The sequence below is a fragment of the Paraburkholderia sp. BR10936 genome, from assembly GCF_040965735.1.
Classification (GTDB): domain Bacteria; phylum Pseudomonadota; class Gammaproteobacteria; order Burkholderiales; family Burkholderiaceae; genus Paraburkholderia; species Paraburkholderia nodosa_A.
The window spans coordinates 326,937-346,736 of the sequence record NZ_JBFRCM010000007.1 but is presented as its reverse complement, the minus strand read 5'-3'; the positions used below and the strand labels follow the sequence as shown (position 1 = coordinate 346,736).

The following is a 19,800-nucleotide window of genomic DNA, read 5'->3' as shown; positions in this document are numbered from 1 at the left end:
ACGCCGGATGCAAGCCAGGGCATCGCGCTCAGGCTCCAGTTGCGCAGCGAGGCCGGCGCCGGACCGCTTGACGTCCTGCAGCTGCGGCACGTTGCATTGCCCGCGCGCATCTTTCTGACCGGCAGCGCAAAGGCTGGGCCGAAGGCCATGGCGAGCAGTGCGCCGCCGCTGCCGCCGGCAGCCATCGCCGCGGCGAAGCACGCTGCAATGCCCCTGCCGCAAGGCATTGTGCCGGAGGCGCAATGATGCTGGGCGAACTGTTCAGGAGCCTCTTTCCGGCTGAAGACCGCACGGTGAACAAACTGCCCGCCGCATCAGCCAGGTTACAGGACTCCCGGGCATGAACGGCCAAAAGCGCCAAGAGCCACGACAAAACGCACCGCTCGGCACCCAGATCAAGACCCCTTCTCATGATTCACCTTCTCGGCATGCCGAAAATCCTTGGAATGAATCCCATGCTTCTTGAGCAGCATCTGCAAGTGCGACCGATTCATATCACAGCGCCGCGCCAGCTCCGCGACCGTACCCCCGGTCTCCTGCAAGCCCCGCTCGAGAAACGCCCTCTCGGCCTCATCGCTAGCAGCACGCTTGGCATCGCTCAGTGAAAGAGGCGCGCCTGCCGCCTCGCCCTCCGCCACCCGCAAAGCCAGTGCAGCGGACTTAGGCCGAATATCATCGGGCAGATGCTCGATATCGGCCGTCTCACCCGCAAGACACGAAAGCCGATACACGAGATTACGCAGCTCGCGAATATTCCCCGGATAAGCATACGTAAGCAGAAAATCGCGCAACTTGGGCGTCAGTTTCATAGGCCGCCGCTTGAGCTGCGCAGCAGCCTCGTCGCCGAAATAGGCAATCAACAGCGGAATCTCGTCGCTGCGTTCTCGCAGCGCAGGCAGCGTGACATGAATCACGCTCAGCCGATAAAAGAGGTCCTCGCGAAACTGCCCCTGCGCCGCGAGCTCGCGCAAGTTGCGATTCGTCGCGGCGACGATGCGCGTATCGACCCCGATGGGTTCATCGGAGCCCACCCGCTGAATCTCGTGCGATTCGAGCACACGCAGCAGCTTTACCTGCCCCTGCAGCGGCAACTCACCGATCTCGTCCAGAAAGATCGTCCCCGTATGCGCGCTTTCGAACTTCCCTTTGCGATCGCTCGACGCCCCCGTGAACGCCCCTCTGCGATGCCCAAACAGTTCTGATTCGAGCAGGTTCTCGGGTATCGCGCCGCAGTTCACTGAGATGTACGGTCGGTCGGCGCGTGCACCGTTGGCGTGGATCACCTTCGCCATCAACTCCTTGCCCGTCCCGCTCTCGCCGTCGATCAGCACGGGCAGATCGGTGGGCGCCGCCTTTTCCGCGATCTCCAGCGCTGCGAGCAGCTTCGGGTTGTCGCCGAATATGCCTTCGAAGATGAAGCTGCGCTCGATCAGCGCCTCGCGCCGCCGGTGCGCTGTGGGCGCGAGGGCATCCGGCCTTGCCAGCGCATCGAGCGCTTCGGGCGCCTCTGCCGCCGCTTCGACGAAGCGCTCCTTGCGCGAGAGTTGCATGACTTCGTCGCGCAGCGCGTTCGACTGGTTCAAGAGCTTTTCGATATCGGTGCGTTCGAGCCGCGGCGCCCAGCGCAGCGTCGAGCGCAGGATCTCGATCTTCTCGAGCAGCCCCGCATATGACACAACGGAGCTGCCGAATCCGTGCGGATCGAAGAGTTTCATGACGCCCCCAGCTGCTTTTGCACGAGCTGGTAATACATGCCCTTGCGCTCGACGAGTTCCTCGTGCCGCCCCTGCTCCACGATCGCCCCTTCGTAGAGCACGAGAATCTTGTCCGCCCGCATGATGGTGCTCAACCGGTGCGCGATAATGAGCGCCGTGCGGCCCTGGAGTATGTCGTGCATGTTCGAGAGGATGTTGCTTTCCGACTGCGTGTCGAGCGACGAGGTGGCTTCGTCGAACACGAGCAGCCGCGGGTCGTGATAGAGCGCACGCGCAATGCAAAGACGCTGGATCTGCCCGCCCGAAAGGCCCATGCCGCGCTCGCCCACCACCTGCTCGTAGCCGAGCGGCATCTTGCTGATGAACGCGTGCGCATCGGCCATGCGCGCCACTTCCTCCATGCGCCGCCAGTCCGGCGTTGCATCGCCGCACGCGATGTTCTCGGCAATCGTGCCGGAGAACACGAGGTTCGTCTGCATCACGTAGCCCACCTGGGCGCGAAAGTACGCGTGATCGATCGCGCTCATGTCGTAGCCGTCCACGTTGATCTTGCCTTCGGTCGGCGCGTAGAAGCCCACCAGCAGCTTCGCGAGCGTCGTCTTGCCGGAGCCGCTGCGCCCCACGATCGCCACCATCTGGCCGCGCCCCACCGAGAAGCTGATGTTCTCCAGCACATACGGCGTTTCGTTGCCGCCATAGCGGAAATACACGCCGTTGAATTCGATGTCGCCCTGCAGGTCGGGAAGCAGCACGCGCGAACCGAGGTCGGCGGGCTTCTGCTCGGGCTCGATGTCGAGCACATCGCCTAGCCGTTCCATCGCGACCGCCGCGTCGTTCATGAGGCTCCAGAGCCCGACGAGGCCCATGAGCGGCGCGAGCACGCTGCCCATGAACGCATTGAACGCAATGAGCTGGCCGATGCTCAACTCCTGATCGAGCACGAGCGTGGCGCCCGCCCAGAGAATCACGATCGTGGTCGCCGCGTTGAGCAACTGGCTGCCGAGACCCACGAGAATATTGAATGCCTGCGCGCGATACTGCACTTCGAGCGACTTCGCGTACTTGCGCTCCCACTTCAGGCGCACCGCTCTTTCTATCCCCATGCCCTTCACGGTTTCGACGCCGCCAAGCGTCTCCATCAGCATGGAGCGCGCATCGGTGGACACGGCAAAGACCTCGCGCGCGTAGCGCTTGATGCGCGGCGTGGCAATGGCGGTGAGCGCCATGATGGGAATCACGAACGCGATCAGCAGCAGCGTCAGCTTCACGTTGTAGAGGAACATGATCGTGAAGTAGATGAAGATCATCAGGAGGTTGAGCGCCGTGGTCACCGTCGATTCGGTCAGAAACGCGCGTATCGTCTGGTTTTCCTGAAAGCGCGCGAAGATGTCGCCTGTTTTGCGGCGCGCGAAGAACGAGAACGGCAGCGACATGGTGTGCTTGAAGAACTGCGACATCATCGCGAAGTCGAGACTGCGCACCATGAAATTCGACAGATGCGCGCGTATCGTCGTCATGAGCTGCGTAAACAGGTGCGAAATGACGAGTCCCACGATCAGGAGATGCAGCAGGCTCACGTTCTGGTGGACGATCACGCTGTCGAGAATGTTCTGGATGATGAGCGGCGGCACCACGCCGAGCAACTGGATCACGAAGGTCGCGAGAAACAGGTGGGCGAGTATTTTCCGGTAAGGCAGCAGGTAGCCGATGAAGCGCACCCACGGCGAGCGCGTCGCCGCCTGCGCGCCCGTGGTCTCGACCTCGGTGAACAGCAGGCACGTGCCGTTCCAGCCGCGCTCGAACGCTTCGACGCTCAGCTTGCGAAAGCCGAGCGCCGGGTCGGCCACCCTCACCCACTGCTTCGACACGCCGTACACGACGATATAGTGGTAGCCCTCCCAGTGCGCGATGAACGGCAGCTCGAACCCTTGCAGCGCCTCAAACGTGCACTGCACGCCCCGCGTCGTGAAGCCGAGCGCCTCGCCGGTGCGCGCGAGACTGTCCAGCGTCGCGCCCTGCGTCGTCACGTTCGCGAGGTCGCGCAGCTTGCCGAGCGTCATGGGTATGCCGTAATGCCGGCAGATCATGGCGAGGCACGCTGCGCCGCAATCCATCTCCTCGGCCTGCTCGATGAGCACGAAGCGCTTGACCACGCGTTCGCGCAATGCAGCATCCGCCCCGCTGTCCACGGCAACGGGCCGGCTGCGGCGCTCGGCGAGCTTCTTCTGCCGCTGCAATTCGCGCTCGTTGAAGCGCACGCGCTCTTCCAGCACCTCGCGCAGCTTCGGGTTGCGCTCCAGCATGAAATGCACAGTCTTCTCGGGAATCACCAGGAGCCGTACATCGGTGAGTGCCGTGACGGTCGCGGGCTGATTCTGGCGCAGCAGGCAAGCGCGTTCGCCGAAGATCTCTCCCGCGCCGAGCGTCGCGATCTGATAGACGCTGCCGTCTTCCTCGCGCGCGATACTGACCTCGCCCTGCCGCACGACATACAGGCGCATGTCGCCGCCAGCGCCTTGATGGATGATCTCCTTGCCCGCGCTCACGCGCTTGACGCCCACGCTCGACACATACTCTTCGAGCTCGGCGCGCGAAAGCTTGCCGCGCAGGTCGAAAAGCCGCGTGACGAAGCCGCCCGCGGAGCTGATCGCGACATAGCTCGTCACGAACGACTGCGCGGCCGGATTCGCAGCCAGCAACGGCTCGAGCGCCGCGCGGGGGATGCAAAGCACCTCGGTTTTCGCGGAAGCGCGCACCGACACTTCGTGCCAGTAGTCGCGCAGCATGGCGATTTCGCCGAATACTTCGCGTTCCTTGCGCACGCCGAGACTCATTTCCTTGCCGCGCTCTTCGGCGATGATCCGCACGGAGCCCGAGCGGATCACATAGAGTCCGGTTGCGGGCTCGCCGCGCTTGCACAGCGTGTCGCCAAATGCGTAGTTGTGCGTTTCGACCTGCGCGGCAAGACGGTCGAGTTCCTCGCGCGAGAAGAGCGAGAGCGGTTCGACCGATGCGAGAAAATCCACCAGCGACGGCGCGCTGGCAGGTAGGGGCGCCTGGGTGTCCATCTGCGTGGCTCTGCGCGCTCAGTGCGCGTCGATGATATGTTCTTGTGCGCGCTCCGCGAGCCATTCTTCGCGCAATAGCCGCCGCACCTCGGACGAGACGTCCGCTTCGAGCGACGCCGGATGCTTTGCCGTCACGCAAAAGATTTCGAAGAACGAGCCGTCCGGCGCGGGAAACGGGCCGAGCAGGTCGCCGACCTGCGCGTTGAACACCTTCGCCTCGATGTCCGTCTTCAACGACCCACGCAATACCTTGCCGATCACGCCGCCGCGCTCGCTGGTATCGGCGATCGAATGCTCACGCGCCATTTCGCCGAACGCCTGCGGCTCGTCCTCGAGAATCGACATGACCTCGCGCGCCTTGCCTTCCGAGTCCACCACGATGTGGCTCACTTCGATGCTGTCGAATTTCGGCGAATTGAGCTTGAAGTAGCTTTCGACCGCCTCGTCGTTGCAGATCAGGTTGAAGGTCTTCTCCTGATAGAGCGTGTCGGTAATGAAGTGCTCGAATTCGTCGAGGCTGATACCGAACACGTCCAGGTAGCGATTCATGTCCGCCGCGCGGTGCAGCCCCCGCACGCGGCGAAACTGGTCGGCGCGTTGCTGGATTTCGTCGGGCTCCACCTTTACGCCCATTTTCTTCGCGGCGATGACCGTGAGCCGGTCGCGCACCTGCTGCTCGACCAGGCTCTCGAACTGCCCCGTGAGTTTCAGCACGCGGATGAAATCTTCCGTGTCGATCGCTTCGTCGTCGATCCGTACGATTGTCGTCATTGCGTTCCCCTGATTGCTGATTCCCGAAATCTGAACTGGTGAATATCTTCAGCCAGCGACCTGCCGGAACGGGTCCAGCGCGAAATCGATCAGGCGCCGCTCGCGCACTACGATTTCGGCGGTTGCCGTCATACCGTAGCGCAACGGATACGTCGCGCCGCCAATCGAAAAATGATCGCGCGCGAGACGCACGCGACCCTCGTAAACCGGTTCCTTCGTCTGCACCTGCGGCTTCGTGGTCGGCGAAATATATTCGAGCGTGCCGTCCACCACGCCATAGCGCTGGTACGGAAACGCGTTGAACTTCAGCTTCACGGGCAAGCCTTCATGCAGGAACGCGCGGTCCTGCTCCGCAATCGCCACCTTCACGACCGGGCGCGCGTTGGCCGGCGCAATGCCGCCTAGCGGCGTGTTCGCCTGGATCTTGTCGCCGGGCTGCGTCGTCGTCACGTCCGTGATCACGCCCGAGACCGGCGCGAGCACGAGCAGGAAGTTGTCCTTGTCGATGTTCTCGAAGCGGATGCGCGCCGCGGCGTCGGCGGCAAGGCGCGCGGTTTGCACCTGCAGGCGCAACTTGTCCTCGGTATTGGCGATTTCGCGCTCCGTCGCGTCGTATTCGATGCGCAGCGACGTGAGCTGCCCGGCACTGCCTTCGAGCTGCGCCTTCGCCTGAGCGAAGTCGTGGCTCGTTTGCGCCTGCAATTCGCTGAGCCGCGCCTGCGCGATCCGGTAGTTGTTATCGGCCTGCAGGAACGCGCTGCGCTTTTCCTCGACCTGGCTTTGCGAGACCCCGCCGCCGCCGGGCAGCGCGAACAGCCGCTCGTACTTGTCCTGGTCTTCCTTCGCGAGGTCACGCACGTGGCGCGCGTTGTCGATATTGCCGCGCGCTTCATCGAGCTGGGCGTTCTCGGCCTGCTGGAGCTTGCTCGTGCCTTCCGCCACGCGCGTTTCATGCAGATGCGTTTCCACGTCCATCTGCGCCTTGAGCGCCTCGGCCTTGCGCTCCATGAGCGCCTTCTTCTCGGGGAACGCCTTCCAGTCGCGCTCGGCGTCGTCGAGTTTCAGGCGCGCGTCGAGCGCGTTGGTCGCCGCCTGGATCGCGCCGCGTGCATTGATGCGGCCAATGACGTCGTCCTTCTCCACGGGCTGACCTTCGGCGATGTAGATATCCACGAGTTCCCCATCCACGGGCGCGTAGATGCGGCGCACCTCGGACTCCGGGGCAAGCGCCCCCTGCGCGCTCACGATGACGTCGGCGCGGCCGACGAACGACCACAGGAGGCCGCACACCACGAGCGCGACCATCGTGATGATCGTCGCTTCGATGAGGCGCCACGGACGCGCGGTGAGGATCGCCACCCCTTCCTCGCTGTGGTCGCCCAGCGCCTCGCCGAGCGGCCGCGGCGGTTCGGGCGCGGCATGCCCATCATGCATGCCGAGCGCCTTGCGCAGGCGCTCAATGAGCTGGCGCGGATTCACCATGCCCTCCCGCTAGCGCAAGCTTTTCGAGCGCGCCCGCATGGGCCGCGAACGGCGGCGTGGCGAAGTGAGCGGCGGCCAGGCGGTCGTGCACGGCCTGCACATGGCCCGCATGCGCCTCGCTGTCGATCTGCTGATACTGGTCGACGTCGGCGCGCACGGCATCGAGCCCTGCGAGGCGCGGATAGCGCTGCGCATAGTCGCTCAGCATCGCGGTGAGCGCGTCGAAGCGGTCGCTCGCGAGTGCGCTGTCGATTGCCTGCTGGATGCGCTCGAGCGCGGCCACATACACCGAGTCGTCGCTCTGCAGCTTGCGCAGGTGGCTGAGCGAATCGGCATACACGGCGGCAAACGCCGGCACGTAGGCCGAAATCCGGTCGAATGCACGCTGATGCTCGCCGGGGTCGTCGTTCCAGCGGCTCGTCAGCGCATGGATCGGCGCCTCGTCGCGATAGATGCGGATCGGCGCCTGCGGGCCGCCCCGTCCCTGCACGAACGATTGCAGTGCGCCGATCCAGCCGATGTTTTCCACGAGCGACGCGGCGTCCGGGTTGTGGCGCGCGAGCGTACGCATGTCCTCCACGATGGCACGCGCACGGTCGAACGCGCGAGCGTTGATCGCGGCGACCCAGTCGGGCACGTCGGCCTTGATGAGCGCTTCCGTCCCCATCGCGCGCCACGTGCTGTCGTTCGGGTGGCTCGTGAGATATTGATCGGCCATGCGCGCCGCGCTTTCGAACTGTCCGCTCGTGAGCAACGCCTGCATGTCGCGCTGCGGCGCACCCTGGAAATACGTGAGCGCAACGAGCGCGACGATCACGGCAATCGCGCCGCCGCCCCAGCGCGCGAACGCGCCCATGTTGATCTTTCCGCTGCCGCCCAGCGCTTCGCTCAACTCACTCAGGAAGACCTCGATCCTGCCGCGCCGGCGTCGCGCGTCGTGGCCCGGCTCCGGCGCGGGTTGCGGCGCATCGGGATTGATTTCGTCGTCCTGGGCAGGCGCGGGCGGCGTGCAAAAAATATCGAGAAACGAGTGCGCGCTGCCAATGAACGTCGTGCGGTCTGCATCTTCGGCGAGCACCGAGGCGCGGCGCTCGCGCGTCGCCGTCACGGTGGCATCGCTTCCACTCGTGCTTTCGAGGCCAACCCGGTAGACGAAGTGCTCGCCGCCAAAGGCGATCCGCTGGCCGTCTTCGAGCTTGACCGCATGATCGTCGAGTCGCTGTCCGTCAAGGAACGTGCCGTTGGTGCTGCCCAGATCTTCGACGTACATCGCATCGTCTTCGGCGTAGATGTGCGCATGACGGCGCGACAAATAGTTCACCTGGTGCGGATACGCGTCGTGATACTGCGAAAAGGTCTCGTCGGCCTTGCTGACGAGGAACGGAAAGCTCGTCACGACGATCTGCTGCAAACCCAGATCGGCGCGCACCGGCGTGAGCGTCACCACGGTCGCCCGCGCGGTCGCCCGCACCGTACGCGGCGCGAAGCTCACGCGAAACGCGAGCGCGCCGGCAAAGCTGAGTTCGTCGCCGTCTTTGAGAACGTGAGGCTTCTGGGTGACTTCGATGCCATTGACCGCCGTGCCGTTCTTGCTGCCCAGGTCGGCCACGTAGGCCGCCGCGCCCTCGCGGAAGATGCGCGCATGACGGCGCGAGACATCGACCACGACCTCAGGCTTCGCCTCGGCAAAAGGCGGCTGGGTCCGCCCGACTGCGAAAAGATCCTTGTCGATGCGGATCTCGCCCAGCTCTGCATGCGATATCGGCCGCAGCACGATATCGAACGTTCGGTCGAGCGATGTCTGGCTCTCGGCAATGGAAGCGGCGTCAGGCACCATGATTCCGCCAGCGATCAGCAGTTGTGAGCCGGGACGCGCGTGGCGCAGGCGCCGCGTGCGCACTGACTCTCCGTGTGGAGCCGCGCGCCTTGCACATGGCGATCGGGGTGTGAGAAAAGTGTAGGCGACTGTTGGCTGGAGTCAAACAACTGACGCGGCCCGCTGCGACCAGCGCGCTCACTTGACGGGTGCTGCCGACACAGCGGAATTCGAGGCCACGCTGGCGACATCGACGTCGGGCCAGCCGCCGCCGATTGCCTTGTAGAGGGTGACGGTGTCGCTCAGGATCAGTTCATGGTTGGACAAAAGCGACTGTTCTGCGTTTGCGAGCGAACGTTCGGACTCCAATACTTCGAGCTGCGACACCAGCCCCTCCTTCAACTGCGCCTCGACCTGCGCCGCGACGGTGCGCAGCCGCTCGTTCTGCTGCAGCAGTTCGATGCGCTGCTTCTTATGCGCGTCGAGGTTCACCAGCGCATTTTCGACTTCTTCGAACGCCGTGAACACCACCTGGCGATACTGCTCTTCGGCAACCTTGCTCTGGGCCTCGGTCGTCTTGATGTGGGCATGCACGCTGGGGTCGAACATCGGAAAGTCGATGCTCGGCATGAAGCTCAGCGTGAACACCTTGAAGAGGTCGGAGAGCGAAAACGCGGCTGTGCCGGCGCGGCCCGTGAGACTGATGGTCGGCAATTGCGCGAGCCGCGCGGAACCGACTTCGTCATATGATTCGAGAATGTGGTACTGCGCGGCCACCACATCGGGACGGCGCCCCAGCAGCTGCGCGGGCAGGCCCATGGGCACATCCGGCAACTTCACGCGCTCGCGCAACTGGCCCGACGGCATCTTGAACTCGCCGGCGGGCACGCCGACCAGCGTGGAAAGCGCGTTTTCGGCGGTATCGCGCTCGCGGTGCAGTTCGAGCAGTTCGTTCGTGACGCCATTGACTTCCGCGCTCTGGCGCAGCACCTCGGTCTTGGGCGCGACACCGTTTGCGTACATCTGCTGGTAGATGGTGAGAATCTGCTTGTTCCGCCTGAGCGTGTCTTCCTCGTCGCGGATCTGATCGTCGAACTGGAGGATCTGGAAATAAGTGCTCGCCACTTTCGTAACGAGCGTCAAATAGCCTGCGCGCCAATCCGCTTCGCTAGCGTGATACTCGGCCTTTTGAGCCTGCACGCTTTTTTCGACTTTGCCCCAGATATCGATGTCCCAGTTGACCTGAGTGGCGACGTTATAGGTCTTCGAGAGCGCTAGCCCCGTGCTCTTCTCATAGTCGATACCCGCGCCCGCGTCGACCGTGGGAAGTGCACCGGCCTGCACTTCCCCGATCTGCGCGCCGGCTACGCCAATGCGCGCCGCCAGCACCCGGATATCGATATTGCCCGCAATCGCCTTTTCGATGAGTGTATTCAGGTAGGGATCGTCGAACTCTGTCCACCACTGCGGATTGACCGTATCGGCCGCGGAAAACGTGCGGCTCGTATGCGCCCAGGCGTCCTTCTCAGGCATGTCCGGGCGCCGATACGCAGGCGTGCTCAGATCCATGCAGCCGCACAGCGCCACGGCACACAACCCGGCCGCTCCGACGACGCGGGTCAGCCAGCGCGACGCGCCGCGACATACGTGCGCGGCGGACGGCGAGAGCAGTGTGTTCACGATCGACTCCTTAAGGGAAAGGCGGCGAAGGACGCGACGAAGAAGCGGTGTGCAGCGGATGCGGTGGAGGGCGGCGCCGTGGAGGCGGGTAAGCCTCCACGGCTGGCAGCACGATCAGAAGTTGATCGTGTTGTGAGCCGTTTGCACGGGGTTGGTCGAAGCGTGGAGGTTGTTCACGAACGCCACGTCGTTGCCCGTGTTGGACAGGATGGTGTTCGTCTGGCCGATCAACTGCGATGCGGAGAAGTTGGTGGAGTCGACCTTCACGCTCGGCATCGTCGGGTAGCAGACGGGCCACAGGCCCAGGCCGCCGCGCACGGCGCTCATTTCACGGCGGTCGAGTTCTTGCGCGACGCTCAGGTCGGCGATCATCAGCTTGCTCATGGCAGTTCTCCAGGAATGGATGCAACACTGTTGGGATTGTGAGCTGCATGGTTGCGGGCTCGGGTCCAACAAGGCATGAGGCGTGCCAGATGCACGAGTGCGCGTGCGCACGGCGCGCATCGCCCGTCGCATAAGGACTGTTCTGGAATTCCCGGAGTCTCACGCGCGGCGCGTGGCGCGTGCGCGTCGTGCGTGGTGACGGGCGCGCGCCAACGCGTCGATCGGCTTATGTTGGCGCGCTACGAACACTGTTTGCTGGGGGAAAGTGAAAGCGTCGCAAACGTTCGAATCATCCCGCAACATTCGCGATCGATTCGTATGGATCACTTAACGTAAATGGTGATCTTCTTCGAGTACACCGGCGGGTTGTGCGGCACGTGGTGGGCGTCGCCCATCAGCAGCTGCAGCGTATGTTTGCCCGGCGGCAACTGCAGCATCGTTTCGGTCTGGCCAGCGCCGAAGTGAAGGTGATTGCGATCGGATGGAATGGGCTGATCCATCGGCGGCAAGTCCGTATCGACGAGCAGGTGGTGGTGGCCCGTATTGGGAAACTCGACTTCCGCGGGCGCCACGCCCATGTTGCGCAGGCCGAACCAGACGCGAAATGGCCGCCCGGCCGGCATGACCTGGCCGTCGTTGGGCCAGCCGATATAAACGTGCGCGTTCGGGTCGACCGGCGTCGTGCCTGCTTGCGCCGCACCGCCCGCGAGCAGCACGAGGCTGGCAGCAAAAACGAGGAACCTCTTCATGGCGTGCACTCCCGCTTCTTTTGCGCTGCGGCCAAAGCCGGATGTCCTTCGCTACTTGACCGTGACCGTGATCTTCTTCGAGTAGACCGGAGGATCGTGCGGCACGTGATTGTAGTCGCCCATCAGCAACTGCAGCGTGTGCTTGCCCGGCGCAAGCTCGACCCGGGCTTCCGTTTCGCCCGCGCCGAAATGCAAATGATTGCGATCCGACGGGATCGGCTGATCGAGCGGCGGCAGGTCCGTGTCGATGAGCAAGTGATGATGGCCCGTGTTCGCCTTGTTGATCCCCTTGGGGCAAACGCCCATGTTGCGCAGGCCCATGCGAACCCAGAACTTGCCGGTGGGAATCGTCGCGCCGTCGGGCGGCCAGATAATGTAGACCTCCGCGCCGGGCGGCGACGGGGTGCGCTCGGCAAACGCGAGGCGCGGCATCAGAACGGCCGCTGCCAGGGCCAACAGGGTTGCTCTTCGTTGCATCTTCGTGCTCCTTGTTCGGCAGACGGCGCGCCGCTTTGGAGTTCGGTGCGTGTTCTACAGCTTAGGACGGATTCAAGCGGACGGAGATAAATCGGCGCCGCGCGTGCCGGTGCCACCGAGTTACTGCATCGCGCGGCGTGCGTGCTATTTTGTAGTTGTGCGCAGGCAGTGCCTGTGCCGGCGGCGGCCCGCGTTTCATGCGAGCGCGGCTGGCGACTGCAGCGGGGTAGCGCACCGTCGGCATTGAAAGGCGATGACGCCTGGGTATGCACCCGGGTTGGCACCTGATAGGGAGAACGAACATGTGGCGGCTAGTGTTGCCTGTGTGCCTCTTGATCTCGCTAGGCCTGACTTCGACGCTACGTTCGGCCGCGCCGGCAGCGCATGACCGTTCGGCTCCGGCACGCGAGCAGCCGCGTCTCGAGCCGCAAGCTCCTGGCCGGTACGCAAGCGCCCACGCCGGACATGAGCGCCTCACCGAGGCCGGCGCAGCGCGGCAACGCTATGGCGTCGCGATCGTGCGCGTGGGCCTGATGCCGAAAGACACCTCCCAGGAATACGAAATCACGTTCTGGAATTCGATCAAGGACAGTCAATACGCGAGCGACTACGAGGCATATCTGAAGGCCTATCCGAACGGACGCTTCGCGCCGCTCGCGCAGGCCCGCCTGACGCGTTTGCGTGCGGAGGCATCGAAACCCGCTGCAGCCTCCGCCACGCCCGCTACGTCCACCCCGCACCCGGCTAGCAGCCCCGCTGCCGCCGCTCCCACACCGGCACCCGCGCCAGCGCCTCAGGCAAAGACACCGCCGCCCCCACCCGCGCAGACCACGGCAGCGCCCGCCTCCGCACCGCCGGGCGCCGCGACGACCGCGGCAACGGCTGCAGCTGCGGCGGCAGTTGCTGCCAAGGGCAATCCGGCCATTTCGAAGCCGGGTCCCCACGACATTCAGGACTGCCCATCTTGCCCGGTGCTGGTCGCGGTGACGCCCGGCAACTTCACCATGGGCATCGACACCGACGACGTCTCGGAGCGGCCCGCGCACCACGTGACGATCAGCCATAGTTACGCGCTCGCGAAGTATGCGGTGACGGTGGCGCAGTGGAACGCGTGCGTTGCCGCGAGCGCCTGCCCGCGCCTGTCGAACGAGAACAACGCCTCGCCGAACGCCCCCGTGCGCGACCTGAGCTGGGACGACGCGCAGCAGTACGTGAAATGGCTTTCGAAGATCAGCGGCAAGCCCTACCGCCTGCCGACGGAAGCGGAATGGGAATATGCCGCGCGCGCCGGCACCGAAACGCGCTACTGGTGGGGCAACGACATGCGCAAGGGCACGGCGAACTGCAAGGACTGTGGCCAGCCGTGGCACGTCGAGGCGCCCGACGACGTCGGCTCGTTCCCGGCCAATGCGTTTGGCTTCTACGACATGGCCGGCGGCGTTTGGGAATGGGTCAGCGACTGCTGGCACAACTCGTACAAGAACGCGCCGAACGATGGCCACTCGTGGGACGAGCCCAACTGCCAGACGCGCGTGATTCGCGGCGGATCGTGGCGTGACGGCGCGGGCTATATGCTCGCCGCCACGCGCTTCAAATACGACAGCAGCGTTCGCTACGAAGCCAATGGATTTCGCGTAGCGCGCGACATGAAATAATGCGGATCGCGCTGCGGGTCTCGCCTGGAGACGCACATGGCTTGCGATGTTCCGATCACTCGCCGGACATTCCTCAAGGCCATGGGGAGCGGCGCGGTCACGATGTCGGTCAGCTCCATCACCGCGTTCACGGCCGCCAGCCCAACCGTACCTGGCGCGACGCGCGCCCACTCCGCACTATCGCCGCCGAACGGCACACCCGACTGGGCGCCGGAGCCCGGCAAGGCGCGCTGGCGCATCGAGGGCGTGAGCAAGGTCACGGGTGCGAAGATCTACGCGCGTGATTACAAGGCGCGCGACTTCGAAGGCTGGCCGAAAGAAGAAAACTGGCTATATGCGCTGAGATGCAATTGCGTCGACAAGAATTTCGAAGGCTTCGATCTGAGCGTATTGCCGCGCAATCTTCGCCCGATCGCCGTGGTATCCAACCAGACGTTGAATGACAATCGCATCTATCTCGCGGCCGAAAAGGATCCGGTCGCTAGCCAGGATATCTATCTTTTCGCGCAGAAGGGCAAACCTGCCAATTGCTACGGCCAGCCCGTCGCCTTGTTGATCTTCGAAGACTTCGATACGTATCGCCGCGCAAAGAAACTGCTCGATTTCAACGAGTCCGTGATCCGTTACGGCGCAACGGTACCGGAAAGCGCCATCACCACTTTGTATCCGTCCGCGTCCAAGGTTTATGTGCGCGACGACGCGAGGTCGTTTTCGAACCTCCAGCGTAGCAGCCTCCCCTTTGAGAAGTTCACCAAGGCACGCGACAGCGCAAGTAAAGAAATTTACGATCTGGCCAGCGCCAGGGTCGACAGCAAGGCCTGGCACCAGTTCGATGGCGCCTTCAGAACGCCCGCAATCGATCCCGTCTTCATGGAACCGGAGTCGGGACTCGCGTGGTTTCAGGCGGATTCCGGTTGTCTGAACCTGGTGCTCGGCACACAATCGCCGCGCGGCGACTGCATATCCGCATGTAAGTTGTTCAAGGACAGCAATATCAACGTCAAGCACGTTCACGTGATCAGTTGCTACCCAGGCGGCGGATTCGGCGGCCGCGACGAATCGTATTTTCCCGTTTATCTCGCCCTCGCCGCGCCCTTCGCGAAGGGGGCGTTGCGCTGGCAGCAATCGCGCTATGAACAATTCCAGGTCGGATTGAAACGCGCGAAGACGGATTTCACGGAGTCCATCTGGCTCGACGAGAGCGGCAAGCTCCAGGCGCTCGTCAGTTCCTTCAGCTTCAATGGCGGCGCCAAGGAAAATCTCACAGGCCCCGTTGGCGACCTTGCTGCCATGAGCGCCATGAGTTGCTACGACATTCCGCGCGCCATTGCGCAAAGCTCCGTGAGTTATACGCCCGCGTTGTTCGGCGGCTCGCAGCGCGGCTTCGGCGGTCCTCAGGCTTACCTCGCCATCGAAACGCTCATGGACGAGGCCGCCCAGGCGCTGCACAAAAGTCCATTCGACATCCGACGCACTAACCTGCTCCGCAAGCAGCACGGCAAAACGCTCACTGGCGCACCCATTCTGTTCCATCTGCAACTCGCCGAGCTGCTGAACCAGCTTGAGGCCCACGAGTTATGGCGCAACAGGGAAAGCGTGCGCGCGCAACGCCACGCGCTCGGGTTACGGTATGGCGTTGGGCTCGCCATGTCGAACCAGGCCTACGGTACCGGCAAAGACGCCGTATTCGCGATGGTGCAGATTCAGCCGAACGCGGGCCTGCATGTGCTCACGCATTACACGGACATGGGCAATGGCGCGGCGACGACGTTGGCCCTGGCTCCTGCGGCGTGCCTTGGGCAGAACGCGCAGAAAATCACCATGAACGAAGTCGAGGCGTTTCAGATACCGGGTTTCGATTACACAAAGCTGGGCATCCTGGATGCTACCGGAAGCAAAGCGATCTCGGCCCCCTTCGGTTCTTCGAGCGCCTGCCTCGGTGCGTTCCATCACTTTCAGGCCGTAGATCGCGCCGCGATGGTGTTGATGCTGCAAAGCGTGCTGCCTGCCGCACGCGCAATATGGAACAACCCGCACATCGAGCGGCATGACCTCACGTGGACAAATGGCAAGCTGACCGCGGCCGGTCACCCGGCAATCAGCTGGCCCGCGTTGCTCGACGAGATCAACCGCCAGCAGTTGCCTACCGTGGCCGCCGCCCATGTGACCTATGCCGGCGGATTCTGGAGAAGCCGGTACACGTTCGCCTCGGGCGCCGTCGAGATGGACTGCGACTTCATAGCCGTTGGCCCCGATACGCACCATCTCGAGGGCTTGCCTCACGGCAAGTTGCTGCCGCCACGCGATACGTTCAATTTCGGGCGCACGAACTATGCGCCTTCGGCAGCGCTCGTCGCGGTGTCCGTGAACCCCGAAAGCGGCCACGTAAAGGTCGAAGAGGTCGTCACGACACTCAGCGCCGGCCGCCTGATCTGTCCTGAAATCGTGCAAGTTCAGTCGCAAGGCGCGGTGGCCATGGCGATGAGCAATGTGCTGAGCGAAGCGTGTCCGCTGGGCAATCACGGCCCCGGCGACGGCACGTGGAACCTCGACCGCTACCTCATCACGCGCATGACCGACGTCCCGCGGCAGGAACTGATCGCGCTGCCGCCGCCGGAAGGGGACCTTCACAGCGCGCGCGGCATCGGCGAGGCCGTGATGTGCCCCATTGCGCCGGCACTGCTGAATGCGCTGGCCATGGCAACCGGGCATCGCTTCAGGGAAACCCCCGTCACGCCCGACAAGATACGCGAGGCCCTGCAGTGAACGAAGCCGACGTCAAGATTCACGTGAACGGACGCGCCGTGACGGTACCGGCCGCCGATACCGACATGAGCCTCGCCGAATTCCTTCACGAACGCCTGGACCTGACAGGGACCAAGGTGTGCTGCGGCATTGGCGCGTGCCGTGCGTGCACCGTGGGCCTGCGCAGCAGCCAGGACACGCTGATGGAGAAGACTCTGGCGTGCGTCACACCAGTAAGCGCTGTCGCGAATCAATATATCTTTACCGTGGAGAGCCTCGCGGACGGCGACAGGCTTTCGCCGCTGCAGCAGACTTTCCTCGAATCTTTTGCGTTTCAGTGCGGCTACTGCACGCCCGGTTTTCTGATGGCCGCAACCGCCATGCTCGAACATGTGAAGGCGTACCGCATCAGCGGAGACCAGCTAGAAACGGAAATCGACACCTGGGTGGGCGGAAACCTGTGCCGATGCACAGGCTACGTGAAGTATCGCGAGGCGATTCGCAAAGTTGCGCAAATGCAGATGAAAAGCGGAGGATGACCATGTCTGTCCGCGTCCGCCTGTTCGCTCTGTGCTTCCTCTTCGCCGTGCCGCTTGCCGCTTTTACGCATGAGCAGACCTTGCTCGAATACGCCGATCAATGCGTGAAGGAAATTGGCGAAATCCCGCCGTTCAACTGCAATGACGGAACGGATATTCCCATTACGATCGATGGAAAGCCGCCCGGGCCAAACGAGTCCCCGACGCGATGCGACAAGCCTTCATTGCTGAGTCCAACTTCGGAAGCAAAAGGTCAATGCATCCCGTTTTCGAAGATCCTGAATCTATCGCGCGGCAACACGCAAATTTCCGCGTATTGCCGGCGCGACGCGCTGCGCCCCGATAACGACCCGCACTATGACGGCGTAGTCGTCGTGATGCATCACTCAGGCAACGGCAAGACCTGCTGGTTCGAGGCGAAGCCACAACCGAAATCGCAAGCCAGCGTGTCCGCGAGTGGTGGATTCGTGGCGACCCGCGTGCCGCCGCCGAACGAGAGAAAGCCACCTGCAGGACACACCTCCGCAGTCGAATTCTGGGCGACACCCGCAGTGGTCGCCTCCGAAAAGCCCACCTGCCTCCAATGCCACGACGCAGGCCCCTTCATCTTCAGCCCGTATATCGGGCAAGTGTGGGACAAGGTGCCCACCGACCCATGGGGTAAGTATTCGAGCATCGGGCAGGCTTTCTCGTCGTTTCACCTCATGACGATGAGCACACCGGGCAACACCTGCATTGGCTGTCACCGCATCGGCAGCGAGCAGAGCTGCACCGCCTTTCTCGGGCTCTCTGTGGGCAATCAGAAAGCGCCTGGCAACGACCGGCTCGCCAACAGCTATCCATGGGACCACTGGATGCCGACCGACAACGCCATGAGCAATGAACAATGGGACAAGGCAAATCTCGCGTCGGTCAAGGCCTTGCTGGACTGCTGCAAAGACGCGGCGCACAAGGACCCGAATTGCACGTTCACACCCATGCCTTCGAGTTCGAACAACCGGTCATTGCATTGAGCGCGCCCGGTTCAGGTCGGCATGCCGGCCCAGTAAGACACGGCGTCCTGCCGATCGAACACGAACGTCTTGAGCGCGACCTGGCTCTCGGGAGAAAGCGTGTCGAATTCGAGTCCGTGCAGGGTGAGTCCTGCCTGCGGGTTATCGGCGCGCAGATTGCGAATCACGGCGACGGCCTGGAACGTCGCCCCGACGTTCCCCGCTTCGATCGGAAACACCACGCATATGCGCTCGCCGACCTCGCCGATCTTGCGCCCGGCGGCGAGCGACATCCCCAGCACGCTGATATCGCAGCCAATGCCGAGCCGGTCCAGTTCCGAGCCCGTCAGGTCCACGCCATAGCGCACCGCGAGTTGCGTACGCACGCGCACGGCCCGGCGTTCGCGCAGCCGGCGTATCGTGCCCGGTTCGGAGAGCACGAGATAGCGGAACGGATGCGTGCAGACCGCCTCGACGGTGCAGACGAGCCAGAACACGGCTTGTGTTGCGATCGCAACGATCTCGACCTGTTCGCCCTGAAACGGCTCCCACGCGGGTTTGGCCGCGGCGGGCGGCGTGACGAACATCGCGCCGCCGGGCCGGAAACCGATCAGCCGGCACGGCAGCATCTCGCGCCCCATGCCCGCCTGGCTGCGTATGCCTAGCAGCGCGCCAATGGCGAGATTCATGTCGTCCAGCGTCAACGGCCCTTTGCCACGCTCGCCACGGTCGGCCAGGCTGTCTTGCGTGCTCGCTAGACTCGCCTCGTCTGCCGTGTTGCGATAAGGCTGGAAGTGCGCGAAGAGGAAGTCGCGCTGCTCGCCGTTCAGCATCCCGCCTTGCGGCAGCAGCATCGTTCCATCATGGTGAAACACCGCCAATGGCAGCGGCGTTTCGAGGGGCAACTGCCCGGGGTCCGCGAGCAGTTCCAGCGTTTTAGACGCAGTACCGCTGCCAGGCTCGTGAAGGTGCATGACCGATAGCGTGTGAATTTGTTGGTTTTGTTCGATGCTGCATTGTGACCGAAATATAGTGACAGATGTCAATAAATATGCGGCTATCTCGGGTCTTGTTTAACGAAATATCCATGCCACATAAAACCCGCGATTACGCGCCACAATATTTCTATTTCCGGATCGTCTACACGGGTATGGAACCGCCGCCCACCCCCAGCCCGCCGAGTACGCAGGACCGCGAAATCGCCGACACCGTCGCCCGCGAGCGCCCCAGGCTGCGCAATTTCATCCGCCGCCGCGTGATCGACCAGGACGAAGCCGACGACATTCTTCAGGACGTGTTCGAAGAACTGGTCCAGGCGTGGCGGCTGCCGGAACCCATCGAGCAGGTTGGTGCGTGGCTCTTTCGCGTGGCGCGAAATCGCATCGTCGACCGGTTTCGCAAACGCAAGGAAGTGCCGCTCGTCGAGCCGCAAGAGGGCGAAAGCGAGTATCGCCTCGACCTCGCGCTGCCCTCGCCCGACGCCGGCCCTGAGGCCGCTTACGAACGCGCAGCGATGCTCGACGCACTGCGCGCCGCGCTCGACGAATTGCCCGCCAGTCAGCGTGAGGTGTTCATCGCGCACGAACTGGACGGGCGCAGTTTCAAGGAGCTGGCCGCCGCGAGCGGGGTGGGCGTGAACACGCTGCTCGCGCGCAAACGTTATGCGGTGCTGCATCTGCGCGAACGTTTGCGCGCGTCATGGGACGACCTCGAGATTTGAACCGAAG

Annotated in this window: 15 protein-coding genes and 1 pseudogene; 6 read left to right on the top strand and 10 right to left on the bottom strand. The window is 63.5% G+C overall.

Features of this window, described 5'->3' with window-relative positions:
* Positions 1 to 246, top strand: a 246-nt coding sequence (locus tag AB4Y36_RS18030; RefSeq protein WP_368683727.1) for a hypothetical protein, incomplete at its 5' end; no start/stop codon positions are given.
* Between the two features lie 149 nt (positions 247 to 395).
* Here the strand turns inward: AB4Y36_RS18030 and AB4Y36_RS18025 are convergent.
* The 9 genes from AB4Y36_RS18025 to AB4Y36_RS17985 all read right to left on the bottom strand — a co-directional run bounded on the left by AB4Y36_RS18025 (position 396) and on the right by AB4Y36_RS17985 (position 12,142).
* The gene (locus AB4Y36_RS18025; RefSeq protein WP_368683726.1) at positions 396 to 1,715 is read right to left on the bottom strand and encodes a sigma-54 interaction domain-containing protein; all 1,320 of its coding nucleotides are present in this window, start codon (positions 1,713 to 1,715) and stop codon (positions 396 to 398) included.
* On the bottom strand, positions 1,712 to 4,783 hold the full coding sequence (locus tag AB4Y36_RS18020; protein ID WP_368683725.1) for a peptidase domain-containing ABC transporter: 3,072 nt from the start codon (positions 4,781 to 4,783) through the stop codon (positions 1,712 to 1,714). Before AB4Y36_RS18020 ends, AB4Y36_RS18025 begins: the two co-directional genes overlap by 4 nt.
* A gap of 18 nt (positions 4,784 to 4,801) precedes the next feature.
* A complete protein-coding gene (locus AB4Y36_RS18015; protein ID WP_069262259.1) occupies positions 4,802 to 5,554 on the bottom strand; it encodes a peptidylprolyl isomerase in 753 nt (250 codons plus the stop codon).
* Between the two features lie 48 nt (positions 5,555 to 5,602).
* Entirely contained in the window at positions 5,603 to 6,988 is a 1,386-nt protein-coding gene (locus AB4Y36_RS18010) for an HlyD family efflux transporter periplasmic adaptor subunit (RefSeq protein WP_342948363.1), read from the bottom strand.
* A gap of 22 nt (positions 6,989 to 7,010) precedes the next feature.
* Positions 7,011 to 8,936, bottom strand: coding sequence for an FHA domain-containing protein (locus AB4Y36_RS18005; RefSeq protein WP_368683724.1), 1,926 nt, complete (start codon positions 8,934 to 8,936; stop codon positions 7,011 to 7,013).
* A gap of 114 nt (positions 8,937 to 9,050) precedes the next feature.
* On the bottom strand, positions 9,051 to 10,523 hold the full coding sequence (locus AB4Y36_RS18000) for an efflux transporter outer membrane subunit (protein WP_368683732.1): 1,473 nt from the start codon (positions 10,521 to 10,523) through the stop codon (positions 9,051 to 9,053).
* A gap of 123 nt (positions 10,524 to 10,646) precedes the next feature.
* Positions 10,647 to 10,916 (bottom strand): hypothetical protein, encoded by a 270-nt coding sequence (locus tag AB4Y36_RS17995; RefSeq protein ID WP_069262261.1) that lies wholly within the window; start codon positions 10,914 to 10,916, stop codon positions 10,647 to 10,649.
* A gap of 323 nt (positions 10,917 to 11,239) precedes the next feature.
* Positions 11,240 to 11,665 (bottom strand): DUF4399 domain-containing protein, encoded by a 426-nt coding sequence (locus tag AB4Y36_RS17990; protein WP_368604649.1) that lies wholly within the window; start codon positions 11,663 to 11,665, stop codon positions 11,240 to 11,242.
* A 51-nt stretch (positions 11,666 to 11,716) separates the two neighbouring features.
* Positions 11,717 to 12,142, bottom strand: coding sequence for a DUF4399 domain-containing protein (locus tag AB4Y36_RS17985; protein WP_069262263.1), 426 nt, complete (start codon positions 12,140 to 12,142; stop codon positions 11,717 to 11,719).
* A 527-nt stretch (positions 12,143 to 12,669) separates the two neighbouring features.
* Here AB4Y36_RS17985 and AB4Y36_RS17980 point away from each other — a divergent pair.
* The 4 genes and pseudogenes from AB4Y36_RS17980 to AB4Y36_RS17965 form a co-directional block, all read left to right on the top strand.
* A pseudogene (locus AB4Y36_RS17980) lies at positions 12,670 to 13,797 on the top strand (formylglycine-generating enzyme family protein); the annotation flags it as partial.
* Between the two features lie 36 nt (positions 13,798 to 13,833).
* Positions 13,834 to 16,563 carry a xanthine dehydrogenase family protein molybdopterin-binding subunit gene (locus AB4Y36_RS17975; protein WP_368683723.1) on the top strand — a complete coding sequence of 910 codons (2,730 nt, stop codon included), beginning with the start codon at positions 13,834 to 13,836 and terminating at the stop codon, positions 16,561 to 16,563.
* Positions 16,560 to 17,081, top strand: a complete 522-nt coding sequence (locus tag AB4Y36_RS17970; RefSeq protein ID WP_368683722.1) for a (2Fe-2S)-binding protein — start codon at positions 16,560 to 16,562, stop codon at positions 17,079 to 17,081. The genes AB4Y36_RS17975 and AB4Y36_RS17970 overlap by 4 nt, the downstream gene beginning before the upstream one ends.
* A complete protein-coding gene (locus AB4Y36_RS17965) occupies positions 17,009 to 18,094 on the top strand; it encodes a hypothetical protein (protein WP_342948366.1) in 1,086 nt (361 codons plus the stop codon). Before AB4Y36_RS17970 ends, AB4Y36_RS17965 begins: the two co-directional genes overlap by 73 nt.
* 11 nt (positions 18,095 to 18,105) lie before the next feature.
* On the opposite strand, the gene AB4Y36_RS17960 is transcribed toward AB4Y36_RS17965, so the two are convergent.
* Complete coding sequence (locus AB4Y36_RS17960; protein WP_342948262.1) at positions 18,106 to 19,047, bottom strand: flagellar brake protein; 942 nt, start codon at positions 19,045 to 19,047, stop codon at positions 18,106 to 18,108.
* Between the two features lie 176 nt (positions 19,048 to 19,223).
* On the opposite strand from AB4Y36_RS17960, the gene AB4Y36_RS17955 reads away from it, so the two are divergent.
* Entirely contained in the window at positions 19,224 to 19,793 is a 570-nt protein-coding gene (locus AB4Y36_RS17955) for a sigma-70 family RNA polymerase sigma factor (RefSeq protein WP_342948367.1), read from the top strand.
* Positions 19,794 to 19,800: the final 7 nt, after the last annotated feature.